We start from the raw sequence: 23,141 nt of genomic DNA, 5'->3' as shown, positions 1-23,141 counted from the left end.
GTGTTGATCTCGGCGTTGAGATCGTCGTCTTCGTTCAGTGTCGAGAAAGCCATCATGCTCACCGCGCGTCAATCGATACCACGTGCACGGGGGCCCCGTCACGGTGGGTTTCAGGCAAGTGTCGTGTCATGCCGGTGATGGCGAAGGTGTAAACGTCATGGGAAAAGCGGCGCAGCCGCGCAAGCAAGGCCTTGTTGTTGCGTACTGCCGCGTTGTAACCAAAGGTGGCCGGAATGGCCACCGCCAGGCCCAGCGCCGTCATGATCAGCGCTTCGCCCACCGGGCCAGCTACTTTTTCGATGCTGGCCTGTCCCGCTATGCCGATGCCGATGAGGGCGTGGTAGATGCCCCACACTGTGCCGAACAGGCCGATGAATGGCGCGGTACTGCTGATCGAGGCGAGCAAACCAAGGCCGCTCTGCAAGCGCGTAGAGGCGTCATCGATCGCCTGGCGCAGGTGGCTGGCCAGCCACTCGGCACCCGGTGGGGCTGCGTCGCCGCGCGCCCGCATGACCGGGTGTAGTTGAAGGCAGATCGTGGCTTCGTCGATCACCCGCCGGAAGGCATTGTCCGGTGCAGGCTCAAGTCGAGGCCCAAGGTCGGACAGCGCTTGCGCATCGCGCAGGGAACGCTCGGCGATATTGGCTAGGCGGTTCACGCGGAGCGCCTGCCAGCCGCGCATCAGCATCACGTACCAGGACAGTACGGACATGGTGAGCAGCAGGAGGGCGACACCCCGCATGACCCCATCGCCCTGCGACCACAAATTGATTAGCCCGTAAGGATTGTTCACGATTTCCCCCCTTCATTGCAGCTTGAAAACGACGGGTACCAGTACCCAGGCGTCCACCGGCTGGTCGCCCTGGCGGGCGGGGACGAAACGCCATTGCGCCACGGCGCGCGCGGCGGCCTCGTCCAGGCGCGCGGAGCCGCTCGTCGCATGCAACTTCACCTGGCTGGCACGACCATCGGCGGTGACCAGCACTCTCAGCAGCACCCGTCCTTCCTCGCCCATGCGGCGCGCCAGCGCGGGATAGTCGGGTGCGGGATTATTGAGGTAGGCCGCGTCAAACCGGGGCGGTGTCACCGGCGTGAGCGGGGCAGGGGGGGCAGGAGGTGCGCTCATTGCCACGGGTTCGGAAGTGGGCGCCACTATCGCTGGCGCTTCTGGGGGAGAGATGGCGCGCTCGCTGGGTTCTGGATCCGCCATGGGCGGTGTCGCCGGCTGCACGATGCGAGGCTTGTGCACCACTTCGGGCGGTCGCGGCGAAAGAGGCGGAGGTGGCTGCGGCACGGGGGGTGCAATGATTTCGGCGTACATCACCTTGGGTAATACGCGCTGCGCGAGATCGCGTGCCAAACCGGACTGCAAGGCGTACAGAAATGCGACGTGCAGCAGAAGTACCAGTCCGAAGGTGAATAGAGAGGTGCGCGGGGAGAAGATATCCATCTCAAGACGCTAGAAATTGGCGATCAGCGTCAAGCGGTAGGATCTCGGCTCCACGGGATGGAAGTGGATGTCGTTCACCCCTTGAGCCGGCTCGCCCGGCAAGCGGGAGGCATAAAAGTAAGCGATCTGATCGTCCCGGGAGTTCAACAGATTGTGGATGTCCAACGCCACCCGGAGGTTTTTGTCGATCCTGTATCCCACCCGGGCTTCCACCAGGGTGGTGGAATCGGAGCGCACGCTGTTGTCCTCGATCAAGGCCCGCGGACCGAAATACCGCAGCCGCAGCGCGCCGAAATAAGGGCCCAGGTGATCCACCGACAGGCCGATCGACGCAACCCCCTCCACCGCCCCGGGGATGCGATCTCCCGCAGGATCGGCGTTTCTGAACCTCGCCCGCGCGTAGGCGAAGTCCGCATCGATGGTCAGCCACGAGGTGGGGGCGTAGTAGTTGGCGAACTCGAAGCCGACGCGGCGGCTGGGACGGCCCGCCTCGGTGGTTCCGGCATCGCCGACGAAGACCAGCTCGGAGTCAACGTCCAGCAGGAAAACGGCCAGAGAGCTCTGCAAACCCGGCACGATCGCGCTGCGCAGGCCGACCTCGGCTCCCTTGGCGCGCACCAGCAGCGGCGCTTTCTCTTGGGGCAGGTTGGCGTTGGGGCCGTTCCCCGGGGTGACGGTGATCGTGGCGCCGCGCGCGTCGTTGCTGTGGAATCCACCCCCAAGATTGACGTAGTACTCGGTCTTCGCCCAGGGACCGAAAACCAAGCTCAATTGCGGGTTGGCGATGCTGGCGCTCACCTCGCCCGAGTTGGCCGGATTGTCGGACTCGACCTTGGCGCGATAAAAATCGCCGCGTATCCCTGCCACGGTGCGGAATTTCTCCAGCCATTGAGTGCGGTTCTGGAAATACACGCCGAGGCTGCCCTCGGTGACGTGATCTTGACGGACGGTGGAGAGCGTCTCCCGCTGGCGAGTCTTGAACAATCCGTTGAAGATGTTGTCATTGCGCACCTGCAGCCCGATGGTGTTTTCCACCTCCCGTCCGTTCCAGTTGCCAAGCCAGGTGTGGCTCGCGTTCATTCCCCAGAAAACGCGGCTGTCGGGCTGCTCGAATTGATCGCCGTTCACGGGGTCGTCGAGAAAATAAGTGAAATTCGAAAATAGACTGAGTTTGCTCCTGACCAGATACGCATTGGCCTGGGTGACCGAATTGCCGGCGGTGCGCTTCCAGGCCCCGGACAGGCTATAGCGGGAAGCCTCGCCCCCATCGGTGGGATCCAGCGCGTCGAAGCGCCCGATCAGGCCGGAGTCCACGGCGCGCTTCGCCACCTGGTCGGTGGCGTTCCAGGCTCCGTGGTAGGCCATGGCGGTCAGGTTAAACCCGTTCAGTGCCGTGCCCTGGCTGTAGCGCAACACGGCGTTGACTTTCTTGTAATCGTCCGGATGCGTCCAGGGGCCGTCGTGATGAAAGAGCTCCAGCGCATACAGCAGATGGCCCTCGCCCCATTTGGGAGAATCGGCCACGAGTAAGCGTCCATAGCCGCCGCTGCCCCCGCCTAAGGACGCCACCCCCTGGGGCAAGGCATCGGCGTAATGGATATGCACCGCGCCGGCGGCCGCGAAATCCCCTTCCTCCGGGTAGTAGGACCCTTTCTTGTATTGGAGGTTACTCACCAGCTCCGGAATCATGAAATTGAGATCCGACCAGCCCTGGCCATGGGCATGGGAGCGCAGATTGACCGGCATACCGTCCACGAAAATCGCAAGATCGGTGCCGTGGTCCAAGTTGAAGCCGCGCAGAAAGTACTGGTTCGCCTTGCCCTCCCCGCTGTGCTGCGTCAGGATCAGCCCGGGGGTTTCCTCCAGCACTTCCCCCACTCGATACACCGGGTGAGCCTCTAGCTGAGCCCGGTTCACCGTTCCCACGTTCGCAGAATCGGCAGTCCCGATGAGGTCCTCGCGGCTGGCCGTGACTTCCACGGGTTCCAGCGTCAAGGTGGGGATGCCGCCCGCCAGGACGGGTTGCGTCCACCCCAAGCCGAGGCCGGCTAGAAGCCACAGAGCAAGGCTGGCTGGGATAGGGCCCCCATGAGGTGGGTTTCTCATGCCCATTCTGTCGATCCCCTTCTCCAAACCGATCACGCCACAACACGCACTTCCCCGGCCCGCACCGGGGCGCGTCCGGGTCGCGTCGTATGAAAAAAACTAAATTCTTCTTACCGTTAGGGAAAAAATTCGGCGCTTTTCCCCGTCCACGTCAAAACGCGCCGAAGACGGCCGCGCGAGGCGCAAGGCAAACGCGAAGCTCGCTGCGACCACAACGATCACAGTGGCCCCGAAAGCAAGCTCCTTGCCCTGGCTCCACTGGTCCACCGCCGGAAAGAAGTATCGGGCGATGCCGAAGCCCGCCACCCCCAGGCTCAGGCTGGAAACCACCAGCCCCATCACCCGCGAGGCAATGCGCGCCGTCTCGTCCGCCCGCTGGATCAGGCGCGAGATCCAAAGCCCATTGATACCGTCGGTCACCATCATGCCGAGCATGAATAAAAGCCCCAGCATCAGCGAATACCAGGGACCGCCGAACTGGGCGCCTGTGAGCGCAAACAGCGCGGCCTGGCTGAGCGTATCGAAAGAAAGGGCAAAGGCTGCGCCGACCAGGGCGATGAGCAGCGGATTTCCGGTCCTCTGCAGGCGGCCGAGAAAACGCCCCTTGAGTCCGACGGTGCACACCACTTCGCTGGGGTCGGTCTTGAGGACTGCCGTGAGGTTGAGTATTCCCAGGAGAAGCAGAAAAACGATGGAAATCCAGCCTCCCACCTCCTCCATCCAGACCGGAATCCGCCATCGCTGGGCGAGCGTGCTCACCATCAAGGCGACCGCCAGGACCACCGCCCCGTGGCCGAGCGAGAACAGGAAACCGCAGAACCGCGCAAGCCTTGGGTTTGCCCGGGCGTTGAAGCGGGTCAGGCCGTCGATCGTGGCCAGGTGGTCTGCGTCGAGCCCATGCTTCAATCCGAGCGTAAACGCCAGAACCATCAAGGCGAGCCCGTTCGTCTGTAAGACTTCCAAGTTTCTCCTCCGATTTTCAACTGCCGCGTCTGTGGGCCGGTTCCCTGCGAATCATCGAGCGGCTCCCAGCAGAGGAGCAGGCGACGATCCGCCCAGAAGCCATCGCCATCTCCGTCGAGGCGGCCGTCTCGAACCTTGACCGGCCCGGCGGTATGACGATTTACAAAATTGTCATAACAAAAACCGTGCCATGTCGCCGGTCCATTGTTTATTCATGGTTTTTGTGCAATTTCTGGACGGGGGAGTGGAAAGTTGCTTTCCAAACTGTTCGCGCCCCTGGCATCCCCTTGGACGCTGGCTCACGCCAAGGGCAAGGCCAAGGTGAAGACCGCGCCCCCTTCAGGATGATTGGCGGCGCAAAGCCGCCCCCCGTGACGCTCGACGATGCCGTAGCTGATGGACAGCCCCAACCCCGTGCCCTTGCCCACCGGCTTGGTGGTAAAAAACGGGTCGAACACGCGGGGAAGGTACTGTTCGGGAATGCCGGGGCCGTTGTCGTGGAAAGCGATCTCGATGCGGCCGTCCTTCGCCCGACCCGTGATCTCCAGCCGCGCATTCTCTTTCCTGCCGACGCTGTCGACCGCGTTTTGCACGAGATTGACGATCACCTGCTGCATCTGGCCCGCGGAGCCCATGACCGGGATCTCGGGCGGAACGTCCATCACCACCTGCAGGTGGGTGCCCGAAGCCTTGATCACCCAGCGCACCGACCGCTCCAGGACTTCCCGGAGGTTAAAGCGCACGTTTTCATTGCTGTCCGCAGCGGAAAAGCGTTTCAGGGCATCGACGATGTCGCGGGTGCGCTCGGCGCCCTCGATAGTGCCTTCGATCAGGGGGTTCAAGTCCTCCAGGATCCGATCGATGCGCAGGCTGCGGCGCAGCTCGGCGAGTCTGGCCTCGGGCGCATCGGCATGCACGGCTTCCAGATAGGTCCAGAGGCGGCCGACATAGCGCTTGAGGGCATGCACATTGCCCAGGACGAAGCTGATGGGATTGTTGAGCTCGTGGGCCACCCCAGCCACCAACTGGCCCAGAGAGGCCATTTTCTCCGAATGCACCAACTGCTGCTGGGTACGTTTCAAGTCCTCATGCGCTTCCCGCAATGCTTGATAGGCGCGCTTGAGTTCCCCCACCGGGCGCCCCACCAGCACCATGCCCACCGCCTTGCCCACCGCCTTGCCCACCGTGTTGTAGCGAGGCGTCCAGTTCACAGCGACCGGGATCGCCGTGCCATCGGTCGCCCGGGAACTGCAGCTCGCAATCCGTCAGGCCTTCCCCGTGGAGGTGGTAAATAAACTGAGCCGCCCGCTCCCGGGAAGCCTTGTCAGCGAGCAGCTCCAGCACGCACACGCCCCGCAACGCCGCGGCCTCTCGTCCCACCAGCTTGACGAGCGCGCGGTTCACCTCCTGGATCGCTCCTTTCCGGTCGCACACGATGAGGATGTCGGACATGGAAGTGAGGACGCTGAAGAGGAACTGCTGGGTTTCCTCCAGCTCGGCGTTCTTCTGCTCCAGCGCCACCTCGTACTGCAACAGTTCGCTGTAGACCTCGTCCATCTTGCGGATCACGTCGATCCACACGGATTCGCCGACTTCGCCGAGGTTTTTCGGAATCACGGACCGCTCGGGCAGAGCGCGCCCTGCTGTCGATCGCTCCTGTTTGTGCCGGGCCTTCATCGCCGGACTGCTAAGTCTTGGGGTGAGTGTGGAGATGTTGATGGGCGGCGTCCGCCGTCTCCAGGTCCACGGGAACGAGGTTGAGGCTGCCATGGCGCACGCCGCGCTCCGCCATGACGCTTTCCGCGAACTGCCTCACCGCCGCGGTCGGGCCGCGCAGGACCACGGTCTCCAGGCAATGCTCGTGATCCAGGTGCACGTGCATCGTCGACACGCACAAGTCGTGGTGAGCGTGCTGCTTGTGGGTCAGGCGCTCGGCGAGCTCCCGCTCGTGATGGTTGTAGATATACGACAGGCTGGCAGTGCAAAAAGGTGCATCCCCGGAGCGCAGGCGCTGCTCTTCCAGGTGCCGGCGCAGCAGATCTCTGATCGCCTCGGAGCGATTCTGGTAGCCGCGCACCCGGATGAACTCGTCGAATTCCCGGGCAAGGCGCTCATCGAGCGAAATCGTGAAGCGTTCCATCTCCTGGGCTGTAATCGCTAAACTTAAGCCGCGACTCGCTCTCCACCCCCCGGCAGCCCGCCGTTTCATCTCCTAATGCACGGTGCATACCATGCAAGGGTCGAAGGAGCGCACCACGTGCTGGACGGCGACGGGCACCGTTTCCCCTTCCTGCACCGGCACGCCCACCAGGGCCTGCTCCAGGGGGCCGGGCACGCCCTGCGCGTCGCGGGGTGAGAAGTTCCAGGTGGTCGGTGAAATGATTTGATAATTATGGATGCGGCCTCGCCGGACCTCCAGCCAATGGCCGAGGCTGCCGCGCGCGGATTCGGTGAGCCCGACCCCGCACCCCTCTTCCGGCACCGGCGCGTGGTGGCAGAAGGGTGCACCCGGCTCCAAGGCCCGCACCCAGGACTCCATGGCGGGAACCACCAGCGCCAGCTCCAGCAGCCGGGCGATGACCCGATTGCGCACGTTGCCGCCGCTTTGCGCCACGAGGTCCCGGATGAGGGGGTGCCCGTTCACCACTTGGCGGGCGAGCGCCCCCGTCTCCGCCACGTCGCCGTTCAGGCGCGGCGCCTTGCACCAGGAGTAAGCCTGTGGTTTCTCGGCCAAAGGCTGCGTGACCCCATGCGCAGGAGGTTGGGGCTTGGCCGGTCCTGCCATCCAGCTATGGCTGATGTCCTCGGTAATGGCGTCGACATCCAAAGGCTTGAACCCGCCCTCCCATACGCCACGGCGGAACATGAATCCATCCCCCTGGGAATAGGTCCCATAGCTCAGAAACCGGTCGGTCGCGCGTCCTAGCTTTTCCAGCGCCAGGTCCTGAGCGATCTCCAGGAACAGACGGAAATCGCTCGCGGCCGGCGCCCGGGCTGCCATCCAGCCTTCCAGGTCCCGGGGGCTCTCCAGGCCTGCCACGGCTTCCAGGGCATCGCCAAACAGCGTTTTCTCAAGAGACCGCCGGAACTCCCTCAGGATGCTGTAAAGCCGTATCTTCTCCCCTCCCTCCACGGGACGAGCGGAACCCCCCGGCTGGATGGAAAGCGTATGAGGCCACTTGCCAGCCATGGACCCCATGAGCGAGAGCAGCTTCGCCCGGGCTGGCAAGGCGTCGCCGGCGGCCGAGCCCTCGATGGCCTTGAAGCGCGCCTGGACGGCGGTAAACCAGGGCCGATGCCGGTAGACGTCCCTGGCAAAATCCGGCATGAAGAAAAGGTAGAAATGGGTGAAATGATCAGCCAGGTTCTCCGCAGCCAGGATGAGGTTGGTCGCCAGCCGGCCATTCTCTGGCGGTTCGAGCTTCATGAGGCTTGCCAGAGCTGAGGCCGCCGCGACCGACTGGGACACCGAGCAGATGCCGCAGATACGCGGCGCAAACACGAGCGCGTCCATGGGGTCTTTGCCGCGCAGGATCTGTTCGAAGCCGCGGTATAGGGGGGAATTCACCCGGGCCGAACGGACTCGGCCTGCCGCGACCTCGAGGGTGACTTCGAGGTCGCCCTCCACGCGGTTAAAAGGGCCAACGATTAGCCGGCTCATGGGAGTATCCTCTTCCCGGCAAGGTCTTTTCTGCCCTCCTCAAAGAGAGATGAGGATACCACACCGGCCATCCTCCGCTTCATCGGAGGCGGGTTTTGCGAATTGCAGGCGTAATCACCTGGTGGTCGGACACTGCATTCTCCCGCACCCGCCTGGGCGTGGCCGATTTCGACAGCGACGCCAGCGCCACGAACCACGCCTTGGGCATATCCGTGGGCAATCCCACGGGAATGCCGGCGATCTTGGGCGTCTGGGCAAAGGGATGGCCCGGCTCCTCAAAGCCGGGCTCGGTGCAACTGATGCAGGCATAACCGCCGCGGGTACACGAGCCCTCTCCGTTCCACAGGCGAATGTTGCAGTCGGCATGGGCCTGGGTACCCTTGCAGCCCATGTTCTCCATCATGCAGCCCAGGTCCGAGGGCTTCTCCGCGCTGGCCTTGAATTCGTAATACTCGTTGCGCGTGCAGCCATGGTGAACGAGATGATCGGCGTAGAAACGCGGCCGCCCCAGCGCGTCCATATCGCGCTCGGAAAAAAGGCCGAAGGCCAGGCACATGAGGGTCTCGACGACCCAGTTGGGGTGCGTCGGGCAGCCTGCGATGTTGATGACCGGCAGCCCTGATCGGGAACGATATTCCACACCGAGCAGCCCGCCGGGCTCGTCGCCCTCGTACTGGAGCCCGCAGGCGTCCGTCGGATTGCCGCCGGCCGCCGTGACCCCACCGTAGGCGGCGCAAGTCCCGACCGCGACCGTATAGCGGGCCACGCTCGCCAGCTCCCGGACCCACTGGATCATGGGGCGGCCGGTACCGGCAAGGAGGTGAAAGCGCCCGGTGCCGTTCGGGCCCCGAAGCAGCGACCCCTCCACGCACAGCGCGTCGAGCGTCACCTGACCTGACAGGCAACGCTCCATGACTCTGGTCACTTCAACCCCCGTCTCCTCGGACAGGGAAGGGTGCCACAAGAAGCGCACGCCCGCCGAGCTCAGCATCTCGAAGAGGTTGCACGAATCGGCGCACAGCAGCGACATGGTGCAGCCTCCGCAGCCGCCCGACTGCAGCCAGAGAACGTTGATGCCTTCCGGTTTAGGGCCGATCATTTTTTTCCATTCCATAACGGGCAAGCTTACTGCGCAGGCCCGCCCTGGAGAGTCCCAGCTCTCGGGCGGCCTGGGTCTTGTTCCAGCGGTGGCGGATGAGGGTTTCCTTCAGCATGCGGGCTTCCAGGACTTCCATCCGCTCCTTGAGCGTTCCGTCCAGCCGTGACAGGGTGGTGAAGGCCGCTTCGTCGGCCTCTTCCTCCAAGGCGTGAAACACCTGGGGCGAAAACAGCTCGGCGCCAAGGCGGGGGCCTCTGGCCAAGGCCAGCATGCGCACAATCTCGTTTTCAAGCTGGCGTACGTTACCCGGCCAGCGATAGGCTTTGAGCAACGCCAGGGCCTCTTCGGTAAACCCTTCCACGGGCTTGCCCAGCGCCGCCATGGCCCGCGCCAGGATATGGTTCGCGATGAGCGGAATGTCCATCGGGCGCTCCCGCAACGCAGGCACATGGAGGGTGACCATGGCTAGACGGTAGTAAAGGTCTTCTCGAAAACGGCCCCGCCGCACCTCCTCCTGGAGGTTTCGGTTGGTGGCGGCGATCACCCTCACGTTCACGCGCAGCGTACGGCTGGAGCCCACCGGCCGGATCTCTCCGTTCTGCAGCACGCGCAGCAGCTTCACCTGAAACGCGGGTGAGGTTTCACCGATCTCGTCGAGCAATAGGGTGCCACCGTCGGCCTGCTGGAACAACCCCACATGATCCTCGTAGGCGCCGGTGAAGGCCCCGCGCCGATGACCGAAGAGCTCGCTTTCCAGGAGCGGATCCGGCACCGCGCCGCAGTTTTCCACCACGAAGGTGCGGTTCGCCCGGAGGGAACGGTCATGGATGGCGCGGGCCAGCAACTCCTTGCCCGTGCCGGATTCGCCAGTGATCAGGACGGAGATGTCGTACGGGGCAACCGCCTCCGCCAGCTCGCACACGGCGTTCAAGGGACTGTCCGGGGCCCGCACCAGGCGGCCCAAGTCGTCCCAGCGGCTTAGCATCTCGCCTTTAGCCTTGCGAGAAGACGCCTCCTCATCGCCCAGGCGCACGGTCGACCGTTCCGTCACCAGCGCTTCTCTCCGCTGGGGATCGACCTGCGGGCCGCGCGCTGTAACGATCGCCTCCATGCTTCGCGCCTTATGCAACCCCCGCGTGCGGCCTCTCGTGACGCTGACTTCGCAGCCAGCCGTACCAGGCGGCCATGCCCTCCCCTGTCTGAGCCGACACGCGCAACACCCGAATCGCAGGATTGACCTCCCGGGCAAAGGCGATGCAGCGTTCGATATCGAATTGAAGATAAGGCAGGAGATCGATCTTGTTGATGACCATGAGCTCACTCGCCTTGAACATGTGGGGGTATTTGATCGGCTTGTCCTCGCCTTCGGTCACCGACAGAATGACCACTTTGGCCTGCTCTCCCAAATCAAACAGCGCCGGACACACCAGATTGCCCACGTTTTCGATCATCACCACCGAGCCGAACGGCGGATCGAGTTCGCGCAGACCCCGCGCCAGCATTTCAGCGTCCAGGTGGCAACCGGTTCCGGTGTTGATCTGGATCACCTTGCATCCCGTGGCTCGGATACGCTCTGCATCGTTGATTGTCGCCTGGTCGCCTTCGATTACATGGATCTGCAGCTCTTCCTTGAGATCGCGGATGGTGCGCTCCAGCAACGTGGTCTTTCCAGCACCCGGGGAGCTCATGAGGTTCAGTGCCACCACGCCGCGCCCCGCGAGCCATCCCCGATTGCGTTCGGCAAGCAACCGATTCTTCGCAAGGACTTCCTCCTCAAGCGCCATGGTGCGGGTGTGCCCTTTAGCCTGGCCCCCGATCGCCTGACCGTCCGGCACGGGCCCGTGAGCATGTTCATGGGCGTGGTCATGGGCATGATCGTCGGGATGATCGTGTCCGTGGCCGCGAAAGGCATCGCGATCATGCGTGTGCCCGTGATCGTGCGCGATCCCCAGGGCATGGGCGCGGTCATGCTCCGCTTTGCTCAGCGTGATCGCCTTTCCCGTTGCCGGATCCGTCAGAGTGATTGTCTCTGTGTCTGAACAGCCGCAGGTCATGCACATTCCGCCACCTCCATCTCTTTGATTTTCAGCTCCTCTCCGGCAATCAGCTCGAGGCTCGAGCTGCCACACGGACAACGGCCGAAGGGTTCGGCAAGCGCCATCTCACCGCCGCAGCTTCGGCAAATGGCCCACCCCGGCACCTCGATGATTTCCAGTTCTGCGCCCTCGGCCGGCGTGCCCCTTGCGCACACATCGAAACAAAACCGCACTGCATCGGGCATCACGGCCGACAGCTTGCCGATTTCCAAGGTCACGCGCAGGACCTTCGCGCCCCGGGCCTGTTCGCACACGATCGCGACGATGCTGCGGGTGATGCCGAGCTCATGCACGTCTTGCGTCTCCTCGCTAGCAGATTCTCGGCAGTTGTTCGCCCACCAGCATGTCAACGATGCGCTCGCCGCCGAACACGGTCTGCAGAACCACCACGCCCGCCTGTTCGCCGGTCACTTTTCCGATCACCGCTGCGTGCTCGCCCGCTGGATGGGCGCGCATGGCCGCCAGCACGCGCTGCGCCGCTTCAGCCGGCACCACGGCCACCAGCTTTCCCTCATTCGCCAGATAAAGCGGGTCGAGGCCCAGAATCTCGCACGCGCCCTTCACTTCCTGGCGCAGCGGCAGCGCTGCCTCCAGAACGCGGATCGTGACCCCGGAGCTCTGCGCGAACTCGTTCAGTACGGTCGCCACGCCGCCCCGGGTCGCGTCGCGCAGGCAGTGGAGATCGGGACATGTCCTCAACATGGTCTCCACCAGTCCGTTGAGCGGTTGGCAGTCGCTTGCAATCTGGGTTTCAAGCGCCAGCTCGTTGCGGGCGACCAGGATTGCCGTGCCATGATCCCCCAGGTAGCCGCTCACGATGACCGCATCACCCGGGCGGGCGTTGCGTGCGGAAATCGATATCCCTTCCGGAACGACGCCGATCCCGGCCGTGTTGATGAAGAGCTTGTCCGCCGCGCCTCGTTCCACCACCTTGGTGTCACCGGTGACAATGTAAACGCCCGCCTGTTCTGCGGTGCGCTTCATGCTCGCCACGACGCGGCGCAGCGTCTCCACCGGTAGCCCCTCCTCCATGACGATTCCGCAGGACAGAAACAGCGGCTTTGCCCCGCTCACCGCGAGATCGTTGACCGTGCCCGCCACCGCCAGCGTGCCGATGTCGCCGCCGGAAAAAAACAAAGGATTGACGACGAAGGTGTCGGTGGTGAAGGCGAGACGATCGCCGTGGGAAGCGAGTTCCGAAAGCGCAACCACCGCCTGGTCTTCCAGGGCGGCGAGCGCCGGGTTATCGAACGACCCGACGAACACGTCTTCGATGAGATCCCGCATCGCTTTGCCGCCGCTGCCGTGGGCGAGCGTGATGTGCGAATCGCGCAGCCTGCCGGGCTTGCGCAAGCCCCCTTCGATCACCCGCACGGTGGCTTCAGCCTGATCGCTCATGGGTTGATCCTTCGCTGAGGCCCGCCATGTTGCAGCCGGCCGTGTTTCGAACCCAGCTCGATCCGCCCGTAGCTGTAATAGGCCGCGCAGGCGCCCTCGGACGAGACCATCAGAGCGCCGAGCGGGGTTTCCGGGGTACAGGCCGTCCCGAACACCTTGCATTCGTGGGGTTTGATCACACCCTTGAGCACCTCCCCGCACTGGCACGATTTGGGATCGGCGATTCTCACGTTGGGCACGGAAAACTTGCGCTCGGCGTCGAACTCAGCGTAGGCGTCTCGAATACGCACGCCGGAGTGATCGATGGAGCCCAGGCCACGCCATTCGAAAAACTCCCGCAGCTCGAACACCTCATGGATGGCGGCCAGAGCTTGGGCGTTACCCTCCTCGGGCACAACCCGGCCATATTGGTTTTCCACCTCGCAGCGGCCCTCGGCGATCTGCCTGAGCACCATCCAGACGGCCTGAAGCACGTCCAGCGGCTCGAACCCGGCAATGGTGATCGGTTTCCCGTAGTGCCTGGCGATGAACTGGTACGGGCGGGTGCCGATCACCATACTCACGTGACCCGGGCCCAGGAACCCGTCCAGGTGCATATCCGGTGAATCGAGAATCGCCTTGATGGTGGGAATGATGGTGATATGGTTGCAGAACAGCGAGAAGTTGCGCAGCCCTTCGGCCTTGGCCTGCAGCACCGTCATGGCCGTGCTGGGCATGGTGGTTTCAAACCCGAGGCCAAAAAAGACGACCTCCCGTCCGGGATTTTCTCGCGCCAGCTTGAGCGCGTCGAGAGGCGAATACACCATGCGCACGTCTGCGCCGTCGGCTTTTGCCTGCAACAGGCTCTTCTTCGACCCGGGCACTCGCATGGCATCGCCGAAGGTGGTGAAAATGACCTCCGGGCGCTCCGCCAGCGCCACGCAGTCGTCCACCCTCCCCATCGGCAGCACGCATACCGGGCAGCCGGGGCCGTGCACGAACTCCACTTCGTCCGGAAGCATCTGCTGGATGCCGTAGCGGAAAATCGAATGGGTGTGGCCGCCGCACACTTCCATGATCTGCAGGGGACGCCGGCGCGCCCGCTCGATCCGCCCGACCAGGTCCCGGATCTCTTTGGCCAGCGTGCGCGCCTTTTCCGGGTCGCGGAACTTATCGACATATTTCATGGTTCATTCCTTGCCGCAAGACCGCCGCGATCATCAGCGAGCAGCGTATGCACGAGATCCCACAAGATGTGGTAAATCGCCACGTGGGTTTCCTGGATGCGATGAATACTGTCGGTGCGCACCGTCAGGCAGTAATCCACATCGGGGCTTACGGCCATCTTGCCGCCGTCCATGCCCGACAGCCCAATGGTCACCATTCCCATTTCCTTGGCCTTGGCGAAAGCCGCGAGCAGGTTTTCCGAGTTGCCGCTCGTCGAGATCCCGATCAGACCGTCGCCGGCGCGCCCCAAGGCGACGATCTGGCGAACGAAGATGTGTTTGTAACCCACGTCATTGCCCACCGCCGTCATCATCGCCGTATCGGCCACCAGGTTCACCGCCGTCAACGCAGGGCGCCCGGCGGTGATGGGATGTAAAAACTCCACCGCGATGTGGGCGGCGTCGCAACTGGAACCGCCGTTACCCATGCTGTAAAGGCGCCCATGACGGCGATACACATCGGCGATGGCATGGGCGACCTGAACGACCTGCTGCGCGTTCTCTTCAAAGAAGGCGCGCTTCACCTCGTAGCTGTGCCGGGCCTTTTGCCGCACCGACTCGAGCAGCGCCTGGTTCAGCGCGTCCGGATCCTGTCGATCGCCGTGCAGGAACGGGTAAAGCGTTTGCAATGCGTCGCGTTCTGGCATGGGTCAAGCGGCTCAAGGGGGGTCAGCGGCGACTATTTCAGAGCGCCGGGCCGCTACGCCGTGGCTTGCATGGCCTGGATTTCGGCCTGCGCTTCGCCCAGTTGGGTCAGAAGCTCCAGCGTGCGCGCGGCTTCCTCTTCGTCGATGCGGCTCATGGCGAAACCGACGTGCACCAGGACCCAGTCGCCGACGCATGCCGCAGCGGGATGGGCCTCATCGACGATGCAAGCGATGTTGACCGTTCGCCTGACGCCTCCCACATCGACGATGGCGAGCTTTTTGTCGGAATCGGTCACTTCCACGATCTGCCCCGGGATTCCCAAGCACATCCTTCCCTCCTTTCCCTATTGGCTATTGGTCAGCGATCTTGCCGCAGCGACAGCAGCCTGTCCCAGCGCCAGCCCGCCATCGTTCGGAGGCACATGCCGGTGGGTCAGTACCTTAAAGCCGATGGCCTTGAGCCGCGCCGTCACCTGTTCCAGCAGGACGCGGTTCTGGAAGACGCCGCCCGACAAGGCAACCGTCCTGACAGGCTTGTCGCCGCCGGCCTCCCGGCTGAGCGTGTCGACCATGCGCGCGATGACGATAGCCAGCCCCTTGTGGAAGCGAGCCGCAATGACCGGGACCGGCGTGCCCAAAAGCAGATCCCCGAGCAACGCCTGCCACATGGCCAGCGGCTCCACGTAAGGGAGATGGGCGGACTTGAGCCTCGGAATCGCGAACGGATAGGCGAGGAGTTCGTCCTCCTCCTTCAGCGTGCGCTCGTCCACCAGGGCTTCGAGCGCCACCGCCGCCTCCCCTTCGTACGTGACCCGCTCCCGACACACGCCTGCCGCCGCCGCGACGGCGTCGAACAGACGCCCGCACGAGCTGGCGAGCGGGCTGTTGATCCCGCGGCTGATCATCCGATCCAGCAGGCGGCGAGGCTTGGCCTCCAAGAAGCGGTAAAGGTCGAGCTCAGCGTAGTTCATCGCGAACCGGGCCCAACCCATCTCGGCCATCAGGTGGGCGTAGGTGTTGCGCCACGGCTCGTACACCGCCTGCTCCCCACCCGGCATCGCCACCGGCTTGAAGGTGCCCAGCCGCTTGCACTCGCGGTAGTCAGCGAGCAGGAACTCCCCGCCCCACAGGGTGCCGTCCGTGCCGAAGCCCAACCCGTCGAGCGCCACACCAATCACCGGTCCCCCCTCCAGCGGGAAGGCGTTTTCCGCCAGACAGGCGGCGACATGGGCGTGATGATGCTGCACTTCCAGCAGGCTCGCGCCCCAGCGCGCCGAGAGCTCTTGCCCCCACTTGCGCGACAGATACTCGGGATGGCAATCCACCGCAACGATCCGCGGTTCGTGCTCGAACAGCTTCAAATACCGCTCGACGCAGTTGCGGTAATCCGCGTAGATCAGCGCGTCTTCCAGGTCGCCCATGTGGTGCGACACGATGGCCCGTCCGTCACGCAACAGGCAAAACGTGTTTTTCAGCTCGCCACCCATGGCGAGCACCGCTGGAGCGGCGGAAAAACCAGGTGCGAGGGACAGAGGGGCCGGCGCGTAACCCCGTCCCCGCCGCAGGACGCGCGGTGCACCGGCCATCTCGCGCACCACGGAATCGTCCACGCGCCGGGCGACGTCCCGGTTATGCATCAGGAAATACTCGGCGATGCCGCCCAGGCGGGCGCGGGCCTTGGCATTGTCGATGCACTGGGGCTCGTCCGAGCGGTTGCCGCTGGTCAGCACGATGGGCCGGTTCATCCGCCGCAGCATCAAGTGGTGCAGCGGCGTGTTGGGCAACATAAAGCCCAGGGTCTTCACGCCGGGCGCCACGCTTTCCGCCACCCGCTCCGGTCCGGTCGCATCCAGAACGACGATCGGGCCGGCCGGGCTGCGCAGCAGCGCTTCTTCGCCCTCGGTCACCACACAGTAACGGCGCACCGTCTCCACATCCCGCGCCATGAGGGCGAAAGGCTTGCGGCTGCGCCGTTTGAGCCGGCGCAGGCGGGCGACGGCCGCTTCATTGCAGGCGTCGCACGCGAGCTGGAACCCTCCCAGCCCTTTGATCGCGACGATATGCCCGCGCTGGAGCAGCGTACAGACAGCGTCCACGTCGTCCAGCATGGTAAAAGCGTCGACCGCCACCGGCGCCCCATCGGCGCGCTCCAACCAGGCACGGGGCCCGCAGGCATGGCAGGCGATCGGCTGCGCGTGGAAGCGGCGATCCGCGGGGTCGACGTATTCAGCGCGGCACTGCGGGCACATGGCGAACGCCCGCATCGTGGTCGTGGCGCGGTCGTAAGGGATGGCCTCGATGATGGACAAACGCGGGCCGCAGCGGGTGCAATTGGTGAAAGGATAGCGGTAGCGCCGCGCGAAGGGATCGAATACTTCCTGGACGCATTCGGGACAGGCTGCCGCGTCGGGCACGACGCCGGTGCTGACAGTGGTTGCATGGCTGCCAAGAATGCGAAAATCCGGGTGCTGGGGAAAAACTGCGGTCGGCTCGCGCTCGATGCGATCGATTCGGGCAAGCGGCGGAGCTTCGCGAAGCAAGGCTGCAGCGAACCCATCGAGGGCAGCGACGGGACCGCACACATGGATGCTCACGCCCTGCCCGTCGTTCGCCACCGAGCCGCGCAGGCCGTAGCGGCGGGCGAGCCGCCACACGGTGGGCCGAAACCCCACGCCTTGAACCAAGCCCTGCACCCGGATGCGCTCGGCCGCCTCCTGGGTGGTCTGCATATCGGCGACATCGTTCATGAAGCCAGCTCCTCCGAGAGCCGCCAGAGCAGCACGCGGTTGTTGCCCGAATCGCTGACCACGACCAGTCCATCGCGGTGCATGATTCCATAGGGCCAGCACAGGCTGTCCCGCGCGGGAAGCTGCCAGCGGTTATCTCCCTTGGCGTGGAAATCCGGCTGCCCCGTGAGCGCCCTGGCCTCCGCCCCGGTGCGGTAATCTTCCGCCCGCCACGCGAGCAGACGGGAGTTGGCGGTATCCGCGACAAGGAGCCAGCCTCCAGCGGCATCCACGCCGTAGGGCATGTTGAGGCTGGCAGCGCTGGGCCAGTAGAGGGATTGGTTATGGTCCACTTGGTGAAAATCGCGCTGCCCCAGCACCGCATCGCAGGGTGTCCCGTTCTCGCCCGGAATCGCGTCCCACACCATGATGCGGTTATTGCCTGCGTCGGCCACGCAGAGCCGGCCCTGCCACACGACGATGCCGTGGGGCCAGCGCATGCTGGCGGCCGTGGGCGCTCCCCCGCCGTTCTCGTCGCGGCTGACGAAATCACGCTGCCCCAACACCATATCCGCCGGTTGGCCGTTCACCTCCGGCAGACCGTTCCACATGAGCACACGCCGGTTGCCGGTGTCGGCGACCCATAACCGGACGCCATCCCAGTGCACGCCGTAGGGCCAGAATAGACTGCCGGCGGATGGATCGTCCTTGCCGCCGTTGGGCTCGACCGACTCAAAGTCTTTCTGCCCGAGCACCCGGTCCGCCGGAACGTTGTGGTCCCTGGGAAGGGTTTTCCAGATCAGCACCCGGTGGTTCCAGGCGTCGGCGACCGCCATCCCGTCGCCGCAGAGCGCGATACCGGTGGGCACATTCAGCGTTGCCGGGCCCGCCGGTCCTTTCGCGTTACGTCCCTCGTGCGCGAAATCGGGCTGCCCAATGACCCAGTCTGCCGGCGTCCCGTCCTGAGACGGCACCCGCGCCCAACCGAGCAGTCGGTGATGGCCAGTGTCGCTGACCCACAGCGGTCCCTCAACCCCTGCAAGGCAGGCTCCCCGGGGTCCAAAGAGCGAGGCGGCCTCCGGCTTCACGGGGAGCGCCAGGCCCTCGCCGCTGCGGGCGGCGCCGATGCACGCGAAGGGTCCGCCGCGGTCCAGCACGGGCACAGCAGACGTTCCGCCGACCATCTCGCGCTTCAAGGCCGGAGTCCACCTCACCCGTAAAGACGTCGCCATCGCTACTCTTCCAACCGCACCTGGACCCGATCGCCGAGCACCCGGACGGCATGCACCCGCAACTGGACCTCGGGGGCCGTCAGGCATTCGCCCGTCTCCAACAAGTACTGAAAGCCGTGATAGGGGCACGTGATGATGCCATCGCGGACCTCTCCCATCTCCAAAGGCATCCCGAGGTGGGCGCAGCTATTGTCGAAGCAGCTCACGTGGTTGCCGCGTTTGCTGAGCAACACGGAGCGCCCTTTGATTTTGCACTCGGTCACGCCGCCTTCCGGGATGTCGTCGAGCCGGGCGGCATCCACCCAGCCGGAACCCGCGTGCAGCGCGAAGGGGCTGATAAAGTGCACCGTGGCCACGCCTTTGTTTTGAGTATCCGCAGCACCCTTGCTTACCTGTTGGATATGGAGAATCTCCGGGCAGTGGATGCGGATTGCCCTTTCGACGCCTTCGGTCAGCGTCTGGCTTGAAGCGGGACAGCCCTGGCACGACCCGATCAGACGGATTTCCACCGTGTCGGGGGGCTTGACTGCCACCAGCTCCACGTCGCCGCCGTGGGACTGCAAGAACGGGCGCACTTCGTCCAGCGCTCTCTGAACCCGCGTCTCCAGGGGCTCCTTGACGAGTCCGTGGAAACGCAGCACCCCATAGACCACTTGGTCGCTGACGGCCTCCCGCATGCGAGCAAGCGCCGCCGGCTCACCCTTCAGCGCGCGAATCAGGCGTTTCAGGGCTTCCTTATGCAGGTCCTCGATCGCCGATTTGAGCGCCTGCACGGTCAGCCGCTGCCCCTCGTCCCAGTCGGCGATGATCGCTTCGAGACGGGTGATCGCCTGAACCAGCCGTTCCAGATCGGCCGCGGAATCGCCGCCGCTCTGGAGGCCTGCCTGATCGGTCGAGGGGCCGTTCATAGAGGAGGAAACTCAGTTGTACTTGAGATCCTTGAACAGATAGGGCTGCAGCAAGCCGGTTCCCAGGGCGGCGATCACCACCGTCCACCCGATCGGCAATCCCGCTTTTGCCAGGACGATGACAGCGATCAGGGATGCCAAAAAACCGATGAGCCACTTCCTGAACACTGCGCGCGGGTCCCGGAACAGCTTGCCCTTGAAAAACAGCTTGAGCGAATTAAGAAACATATCCCACATGGTTCCCCCTCAGCCTCAGACCAGCGCGAGGATGATCAAAGCCAGCAGAATTCCGGGCACCGCGCCGGTCGGGCCGAACATGGCTCCCATCAGGGCCGCCAGCTCATTGCCCAGATCTTTTCCAGCGAGCCTCATACCCGCCACCGCCCCGCCGCCCATCGCCAGCAGGAAAGCCAAAAAAGTCCAAATCGCGATCGTGAGAACGCCAAGCTGTCCGGTTGCCAATTGATTCAAGATTCCCTCCATTCAGTGTTTTCCTCACGACAAAGACACCATCAAAGCCGACTCGCCCGCCCATCGCCATTGCCGCGACGGGCCGACTGATCGGCAAGCTCCTGCTCGATCTCCGCCAGTGCCTCTTCCACGACGGCTGCGCTTCCAACCTGATTCAGGCTTAAAAAAATGCGCCGCGCCTCCTCACAGAGTTCCCGCGCCCGGAGAAGATTGGCACGACGCCCGGAACCAGGGTTTTCAAGCTCATCTGGAAGATTTCTGAGCACGTTGGCTTTGTTTGATATGGTGTTGGCATATTCCAGAGGCGTGTCGCGGGCGTTGCGGACCTTGAGCGCCTCATCGTAGGCGGCAAGCGCGCGCAAGTTGTTTTCCAGCGGATGGCCGGAGGCGGCATATTGCAGCGCGTTGCCGAGGTTGTTCTGAACCATTGCGTATTCGGTCGGATGATCGACCAGGTTGATGACCTTGAGGACCTCTTCGAACGACTGAACGGCCAGCGCCTCGCGCATTTTGCCGCGCTCGTCGGACAGCGGAATCGACAAATAAGCAATCGCCAGGTTATTGTGAAGGATGGCGTATTCCTGGGGGTACGCGTCGCGGGTGAAGACTTTCAAGGCTGCGTGATAGCACCGGATCGCCTCCTGGATGCGGGCCGCGCCGGCGCTGGAGAGCGACTGCAGCACCAGCCCCAGGTTCATTTCCGCTTCCGCAACCTCTTCCGGCCGCCCCTTTTCCTTGAGGACGGGGATCGCCTCTTCATAGCACGCCCGGGCCCGATGGAGCGCGTCGACACCGCCATCGGGCAATGCCTGTAAGGCCGTGCCCATGCGGGCGCGCAGCCGGGCCCTGAGCAAGACCGCCTCAGCGGGACAGAGGTCGAGCGCGCGCTCGTAGAGCGCGACGGCGTGCTGCAACTGATCCGGGGTTTTCGGCCGCATCTGCATGCCCATGGCAATTTCCATGAGCATTTCGGCCTTCTCCTCTGGCGTCCCCGCCGCCGACTCCGCCGCCTGAATGGCAGCCTTGAATTGGGACGCCGCCAGGGTCTGCGCCATGGGCTCCTCCTAAGGTCGTGCGATCGACTTATTTTTTGGTCGTACTTTAGAAGGAAACCGAAAAACTGTCAATAGATTTTTCAACTTGTAAAGTAAATTTACACTCCCTGAGGTTTCGCCAAGTTGGACAGGACCAGGGCGGCCGCCTCGGGGCTCCACTGGGCAAGGACGACATGCTGTTGAAAATCTTCAGCAAAACCGTTTTCCCGGAAAAACTCCTGAGCGTGAACCACCCGGTCTCCCCGGGCATTGCGCGTCTTGACCAGCAATCCCCCGGCAGACCCGGGCACCAAGGGGATGACCAGGATCTTGTCCTCCCGGGCGACGAGCGCGACCGTCTGAGCGCCGGCAAAGTAAAGGTCGTACATCTCCCGCGGCAAATAGAGGCTGCCCCGGCGGATGGAAACAGCCCTCTGCGGCCGATCAGCTTCAACAAGGCCGGCGGGATCAGGCTTCTGCGTATTCATCGATCATCTGCTCAAGGTCAGCGATCACCTTCTGCGCCGACAGGCGCACCGGCTCGCTCAGTTCCAGGCCAAAATCGAGGCGAACCGCCTCGATCAGGTACACGGTCACATCGGTCGGGAAGTCTTCGCGAAAGATCCGCTTTCCTGCGGCCAGCGCATGGTCCCAGCGGAAACCGTGCAAGGTGTATCCAGGGGCGTGATCGGAAGCCAGCTCGCTTCCTGGCACCTGGAAGATGGCGCCGGCCTCGGATCCGGTCCTGGCTGCATCGACGATGACCAGTTTGCGCGTGCCCCGGGCCTGGAACATCACCTCCATTCCACCGGTCCCGGCGTCGAACACGCGCACATGGTCACGTGGCCGCTCGACCAGATAGGCCTGCAACGACCGGGCGACGAACACACCCACGCCGTCGTCGCTGCGAACCGGGTTGCCACAACCGATGATCGTGAGCATGCCTTACCCCCTCTTCACCGAAACAGCGGGGGACCCACTCCACCGTCCAAGGCGATCAAGCGTTTCTCTGGGCGGTCGCAGGGCGCGGCATCAAGCCCGGTGGAAAACCCACGGCGCCCTGGCGGCAGCCGCAACCCGGGAGCCCGGGCGCTCGGCGCCGTCTTTAGATGCGCCACAGCCGGCACGACCACTTCGGCCTCACCGGGATTTGCAATTCCGGCAGCTCGCAGAACTGCCGATGAATGACGAAATACATACAGGTCTCGCAGGCTTGTTCAATCTCTCCGCCAGCACCATAAGGCTGGCTGGTAAAACCGGCGACCTTGAGCTTGGAGACATAATCGTCAGGCCGGATCGCCTGTAGTCGCGCCACGATACGGTTGACCTCCTCGCTGGTATAAGCGCGCTCCCGCCATTCCGTCTCCAGCCCTTGTTGAAGGAGATGCTCCAGCTCGCGCCGCAAGGCTTCCTCATCCATCGTTTCCCTCCTAAACCTCATCGCCCCCAGAGATTCTGGGGACCGGCGCTGCGATCAGATCCGCCATAAGCGGCACCACCAATCCGGCTCCACCGGCAGATTAAGCTCCGGCAGATCGCACCATTTCCGATGGACCAGGTAGTACATGCACTCCTGGCAGCGCATCTTGTCCTCGCCGTAGGGATGATCTACAAATCCTGCCAGCACCAGCTTGCCTTTCAGGTCATCTGCGGGAAGCTCACGCAGCGCTGCCAGCAACTCCCCGAACTGCCGGTCATTCTCGGGAAAAGGCTCTGTTTGGGTCTCCAGCCCATCAGCCAGCATCCGCGCGATCTTGGCACGCAGTTGGTCTTCCTCGTCGCGTCGCATCTACCCCATTCCCTTCTGTTCGGCGCCGGCCGTGACAACCCCCTAGATCCTTCTTCTGTCGCAGGACCCTGATGCTGTCGAGCCAGGACGCTGTCCATCAATCCTTGCCGCACCCTACCGAAGATTTCATCACCGAATGCCCGAAATCGCCTCGTCGGCGCTCCCCCTCTCCCCAAGCCCTCGTCTGGAGAGGAGGACGACTGCATACGCTCAGAGGCAAAGTCCCCTCCTCCTCGGAAAAAGGACGAGAGGAGAGGGCTGATAAGTGCTTCCTCTTGTCGCAAAGTGAGGTAAGGCCATCTCGGGAGCATGAGCACGACGGCTAAAACTTCATCCCCCCCCCCGCCCCGCGGGGG

General features: G+C 63.8%; 26 protein-coding genes. All 26 read right to left on the bottom strand.

Annotated elements, in window-relative coordinates:
• Nucleotides 1–58: 58 nt before the first annotated feature.
• Entirely contained in the window at nucleotides 59–742 is a 684-nt protein-coding gene (locus V7Q81_RS06325; RefSeq protein WP_442954777.1) for a MotA/TolQ/ExbB proton channel family protein, read from the bottom strand.
• 63 nt (nucleotides 743–805) lie between these two features.
• Complete coding sequence (locus tag V7Q81_RS06320) at nucleotides 806–1,450, bottom strand: energy transducer TonB (RefSeq protein ID WP_333841082.1); 645 nt, start codon at nucleotides 1,448–1,450, stop codon at nucleotides 806–808.
• Nucleotides 1,451–1,459: 9 nt separating this feature from the next.
• Nucleotides 1,460–3,487, bottom strand: coding sequence for a TonB-dependent receptor (locus tag V7Q81_RS06315; RefSeq protein ID WP_333841081.1), 2,028 nt, complete (start codon nucleotides 3,485–3,487; stop codon nucleotides 1,460–1,462).
• A 168-nt stretch (nucleotides 3,488–3,655) separates the two neighbouring features.
• A complete protein-coding gene (locus V7Q81_RS06310) occupies nucleotides 3,656–4,519 on the bottom strand; it encodes a HoxN/HupN/NixA family nickel/cobalt transporter (RefSeq protein ID WP_333841080.1) in 864 nt (287 codons plus the stop codon).
• A gap of 299 nt (nucleotides 4,520–4,818) precedes the next feature.
• Nucleotides 4,819–5,562, bottom strand: coding sequence for a sensor histidine kinase (locus tag V7Q81_RS06305; RefSeq protein WP_333841084.1), 744 nt, complete (start codon nucleotides 5,560–5,562; stop codon nucleotides 4,819–4,821).
• A gap of 43 nt (nucleotides 5,563–5,605) precedes the next feature.
• Nucleotides 5,606–6,136 (bottom strand): PAS domain-containing protein, encoded by a 531-nt coding sequence (locus V7Q81_RS06300; RefSeq protein WP_333841079.1) that lies wholly within the window; start codon nucleotides 6,134–6,136, stop codon nucleotides 5,606–5,608.
• 70 nt (nucleotides 6,137–6,206) lie between these two features.
• On the bottom strand, nucleotides 6,207–6,659 hold the full coding sequence (gene nikR, locus V7Q81_RS06295) for a nickel-responsive transcriptional regulator NikR (protein WP_333841078.1): 453 nt from the start codon (nucleotides 6,657–6,659) through the stop codon (nucleotides 6,207–6,209).
• Between the two features lie 72 nt (nucleotides 6,660–6,731).
• A complete protein-coding gene (locus V7Q81_RS06290) occupies nucleotides 6,732–8,180 on the bottom strand; it encodes a nickel-dependent hydrogenase large subunit (protein ID WP_333841077.1) in 1,449 nt (482 codons plus the stop codon).
• A gap of 79 nt (nucleotides 8,181–8,259) precedes the next feature.
• The gene (locus V7Q81_RS06285) at nucleotides 8,260–9,279 is read right to left on the bottom strand and encodes a HupU protein (RefSeq protein ID WP_333841076.1); all 1,020 of its coding nucleotides are present in this window, start codon (nucleotides 9,277–9,279) and stop codon (nucleotides 8,260–8,262) included.
• Nucleotides 9,266–10,390, bottom strand: a complete 1,125-nt coding sequence (locus V7Q81_RS06280) for a sigma-54 interaction domain-containing protein (RefSeq protein ID WP_333841075.1) — start codon at nucleotides 10,388–10,390, stop codon at nucleotides 9,266–9,268. Before V7Q81_RS06280 ends, V7Q81_RS06285 begins: the two co-directional genes overlap by 14 nt.
• 10 nt (nucleotides 10,391–10,400) lie before the next feature.
• Complete coding sequence (gene hypB / locus V7Q81_RS06275) at nucleotides 10,401–11,339, bottom strand: hydrogenase nickel incorporation protein HypB (protein WP_333841074.1); 939 nt, start codon at nucleotides 11,337–11,339, stop codon at nucleotides 10,401–10,403.
• Nucleotides 11,330–11,668 (bottom strand): hydrogenase maturation nickel metallochaperone HypA/HybF, encoded by a 339-nt coding sequence (locus V7Q81_RS06270; protein WP_333841073.1) that lies wholly within the window; start codon nucleotides 11,666–11,668, stop codon nucleotides 11,330–11,332. Before V7Q81_RS06270 ends, hypB begins: the two co-directional genes overlap by 10 nt.
• A 16-nt stretch (nucleotides 11,669–11,684) precedes the next feature.
• Nucleotides 11,685–12,773 (bottom strand): hydrogenase expression/formation protein HypE, encoded by a 1,089-nt coding sequence (gene hypE, locus V7Q81_RS06265; protein WP_333841072.1) that lies wholly within the window; start codon nucleotides 12,771–12,773, stop codon nucleotides 11,685–11,687.
• Nucleotides 12,770–13,939: a hydrogenase formation protein HypD gene (gene hypD, locus V7Q81_RS06260; protein ID WP_333841071.1), complete on the bottom strand. Its 1,170-nt coding sequence runs from the start codon at nucleotides 13,937–13,939 to the stop codon at nucleotides 12,770–12,772. Before hypD ends, hypE begins: the two co-directional genes overlap by 4 nt.
• Nucleotides 13,936–14,625: a D-sedoheptulose-7-phosphate isomerase gene (locus V7Q81_RS06255; RefSeq protein WP_147799285.1), complete on the bottom strand. Its 690-nt coding sequence runs from the start codon at nucleotides 14,623–14,625 to the stop codon at nucleotides 13,936–13,938. Before V7Q81_RS06255 ends, hypD begins: the two co-directional genes overlap by 4 nt.
• A gap of 53 nt (nucleotides 14,626–14,678) precedes the next feature.
• A complete protein-coding gene (locus V7Q81_RS06250) occupies nucleotides 14,679–14,954 on the bottom strand; it encodes a HypC/HybG/HupF family hydrogenase formation chaperone (RefSeq protein WP_333841070.1) in 276 nt (91 codons plus the stop codon).
• A 15-nt stretch (nucleotides 14,955–14,969) separates the two neighbouring features.
• The gene (hypF, locus tag V7Q81_RS06245) at nucleotides 14,970–17,372 is read right to left on the bottom strand and encodes a carbamoyltransferase HypF (protein WP_333841069.1); all 2,403 of its coding nucleotides are present in this window, start codon (nucleotides 17,370–17,372) and stop codon (nucleotides 14,970–14,972) included.
• The gene (locus V7Q81_RS06240) at nucleotides 17,369–18,583 is read right to left on the bottom strand and encodes an NHL repeat-containing protein (protein ID WP_333841068.1); all 1,215 of its coding nucleotides are present in this window, start codon (nucleotides 18,581–18,583) and stop codon (nucleotides 17,369–17,371) included. The genes hypF and V7Q81_RS06240 overlap by 4 nt, the downstream gene beginning before the upstream one ends.
• 2 nt (nucleotides 18,584–18,585) lie before the next feature.
• The gene (locus tag V7Q81_RS06235; RefSeq protein WP_333841067.1) at nucleotides 18,586–19,491 is read right to left on the bottom strand and encodes a NifU family protein; all 906 of its coding nucleotides are present in this window, start codon (nucleotides 19,489–19,491) and stop codon (nucleotides 18,586–18,588) included.
• 12 nt (nucleotides 19,492–19,503) lie between these two features.
• Nucleotides 19,504–19,719 carry a hypothetical protein gene (locus tag V7Q81_RS06230; RefSeq protein WP_333841066.1) on the bottom strand — a complete coding sequence of 72 codons (216 nt, stop codon included), beginning with the start codon at nucleotides 19,717–19,719 and terminating at the stop codon, nucleotides 19,504–19,506.
• A gap of 24 nt (nucleotides 19,720–19,743) precedes the next feature.
• Nucleotides 19,744–19,974: a hypothetical protein gene (locus tag V7Q81_RS06225; RefSeq protein WP_147799280.1), complete on the bottom strand. Its 231-nt coding sequence runs from the start codon at nucleotides 19,972–19,974 to the stop codon at nucleotides 19,744–19,746.
• Between the two features lie 29 nt (nucleotides 19,975–20,003).
• Nucleotides 20,004–21,017: a hypothetical protein gene (locus V7Q81_RS06220; protein ID WP_333841065.1), complete on the bottom strand. Its 1,014-nt coding sequence runs from the start codon at nucleotides 21,015–21,017 to the stop codon at nucleotides 20,004–20,006.
• A gap of 98 nt (nucleotides 21,018–21,115) precedes the next feature.
• Nucleotides 21,116–21,484 carry a hypothetical protein gene (locus V7Q81_RS06215; protein WP_147799278.1) on the bottom strand — a complete coding sequence of 123 codons (369 nt, stop codon included), beginning with the start codon at nucleotides 21,482–21,484 and terminating at the stop codon, nucleotides 21,116–21,118.
• A complete protein-coding gene (locus V7Q81_RS06210; protein ID WP_333841064.1) occupies nucleotides 21,465–21,938 on the bottom strand; it encodes a hydrogenase maturation protease in 474 nt (157 codons plus the stop codon). The genes V7Q81_RS06215 and V7Q81_RS06210 overlap by 20 nt, the downstream gene beginning before the upstream one ends.
• 163 nt (nucleotides 21,939–22,101) lie before the next feature.
• Nucleotides 22,102–22,416 carry a hypothetical protein gene (locus tag V7Q81_RS06205; RefSeq protein ID WP_333841063.1) on the bottom strand — a complete coding sequence of 105 codons (315 nt, stop codon included), beginning with the start codon at nucleotides 22,414–22,416 and terminating at the stop codon, nucleotides 22,102–22,104.
• Nucleotides 22,417–22,470: 54 nt separating this feature from the next.
• Nucleotides 22,471–22,785: a hypothetical protein gene (locus tag V7Q81_RS06200; protein ID WP_333841062.1), complete on the bottom strand. Its 315-nt coding sequence runs from the start codon at nucleotides 22,783–22,785 to the stop codon at nucleotides 22,471–22,473.
• Nucleotides 22,786–23,141: the final 356 nt, after the last annotated feature.

The organism is Pelomicrobium sp. (assembly GCF_036803785.1).
In the GTDB taxonomy this organism is placed as follows: domain Bacteria; phylum Pseudomonadota; class Gammaproteobacteria; order Burkholderiales; family UBA6910; genus Pelomicrobium.
The sequence above is the reverse complement of the archived record's forward strand: the minus strand, read 5'-3'. Positions and strand labels throughout refer to the sequence as shown.

Excerpts from the sequence above, each read along its gene's own strand:
- V7Q81_RS06325 (WP_442954777.1), bottom strand. The coding sequence starts at position 742 with ATGCGGGGTGTCGCCCTCCTGCTGCTCACCATGTCCGTACTGTCCTGG.
- V7Q81_RS06320 (WP_333841082.1), bottom strand. The coding sequence starts at position 1,450 with ATGGATATCTTCTCCCCGCGCACCTCTCTATTCACCTTCGGACTGGTA.
- V7Q81_RS06305 (WP_333841084.1), bottom strand. The coding sequence starts at position 5,562 with ATGGCCTCTCTGGGCCAGTTGGTGGCTGGGGTGGCCCACGAGCTCAAC.
- nikR (WP_333841078.1), bottom strand. The coding sequence starts at position 6,659 with ATGGAACGCTTCACGATTTCGCTCGATGAGCGCCTTGCCCGGGAATTC.
- V7Q81_RS06290 (WP_333841077.1), bottom strand. The coding sequence starts at position 8,180 with ATGAGCCGGCTAATCGTTGGCCCTTTTAACCGCGTGGAGGGCGACCTC.
- V7Q81_RS06285 (WP_333841076.1), bottom strand. The coding sequence starts at position 9,279 with ATGATCGGCCCTAAACCGGAAGGCATCAACGTTCTCTGGCTGCAGTCG.
- V7Q81_RS06280 (WP_333841075.1), bottom strand. The coding sequence starts at position 10,390 with ATGGAGGCGATCGTTACAGCGCGCGGCCCGCAGGTCGATCCCCAGCGG.
- hypB (WP_333841074.1), bottom strand. The coding sequence starts at position 11,339 with ATGTGCATGACCTGCGGCTGTTCAGACACAGAGACAATCACTCTGACG.
- hypE (WP_333841072.1), bottom strand. The coding sequence starts at position 12,773 with ATGAGCGATCAGGCTGAAGCCACCGTGCGGGTGATCGAAGGGGGCTTG.
- hypD (WP_333841071.1), bottom strand. The coding sequence starts at position 13,939 with ATGAAATATGTCGATAAGTTCCGCGACCCGGAAAAGGCGCGCACGCTG.
- V7Q81_RS06255 (WP_147799285.1), bottom strand. The coding sequence starts at position 14,625 with ATGCCAGAACGCGACGCATTGCAAACGCTTTACCCGTTCCTGCACGGC.
- V7Q81_RS06250 (WP_333841070.1), bottom strand. The coding sequence starts at position 14,954 with ATGTGCTTGGGAATCCCGGGGCAGATCGTGGAAGTGACCGATTCCGAC.
- hypF (WP_333841069.1), bottom strand. The coding sequence starts at position 17,372 with ATGAACGATGTCGCCGATATGCAGACCACCCAGGAGGCGGCCGAGCGC.
- V7Q81_RS06240 (WP_333841068.1), bottom strand. The coding sequence starts at position 18,583 with ATGGCGACGTCTTTACGGGTGAGGTGGACTCCGGCCTTGAAGCGCGAG.
- V7Q81_RS06235 (WP_333841067.1), bottom strand. The coding sequence starts at position 19,491 with ATGAACGGCCCCTCGACCGATCAGGCAGGCCTCCAGAGCGGCGGCGAT.
- V7Q81_RS06230 (WP_333841066.1), bottom strand. The coding sequence starts at position 19,719 with ATGTTTCTTAATTCGCTCAAGCTGTTTTTCAAGGGCAAGCTGTTCCGG.
- V7Q81_RS06225 (WP_147799280.1), bottom strand. The coding sequence starts at position 19,974 with ATGGAGGGAATCTTGAATCAATTGGCAACCGGACAGCTTGGCGTTCTC.
- V7Q81_RS06220 (WP_333841065.1), bottom strand. The coding sequence starts at position 21,017 with ATGGCGCAGACCCTGGCGGCGTCCCAATTCAAGGCTGCCATTCAGGCG.
- V7Q81_RS06215 (WP_147799278.1), bottom strand. The coding sequence starts at position 21,484 with ATGAATACGCAGAAGCCTGATCCCGCCGGCCTTGTTGAAGCTGATCGG.
- V7Q81_RS06210 (WP_333841064.1), bottom strand. The coding sequence starts at position 21,938 with ATGCTCACGATCATCGGTTGTGGCAACCCGGTTCGCAGCGACGACGGC.
- V7Q81_RS06205 (WP_333841063.1), bottom strand. The coding sequence starts at position 22,416 with ATGGATGAGGAAGCCTTGCGGCGCGAGCTGGAGCATCTCCTTCAACAA.
- V7Q81_RS06200 (WP_333841062.1), bottom strand. The coding sequence starts at position 22,785 with ATGCGACGCGACGAGGAAGACCAACTGCGTGCCAAGATCGCGCGGATG.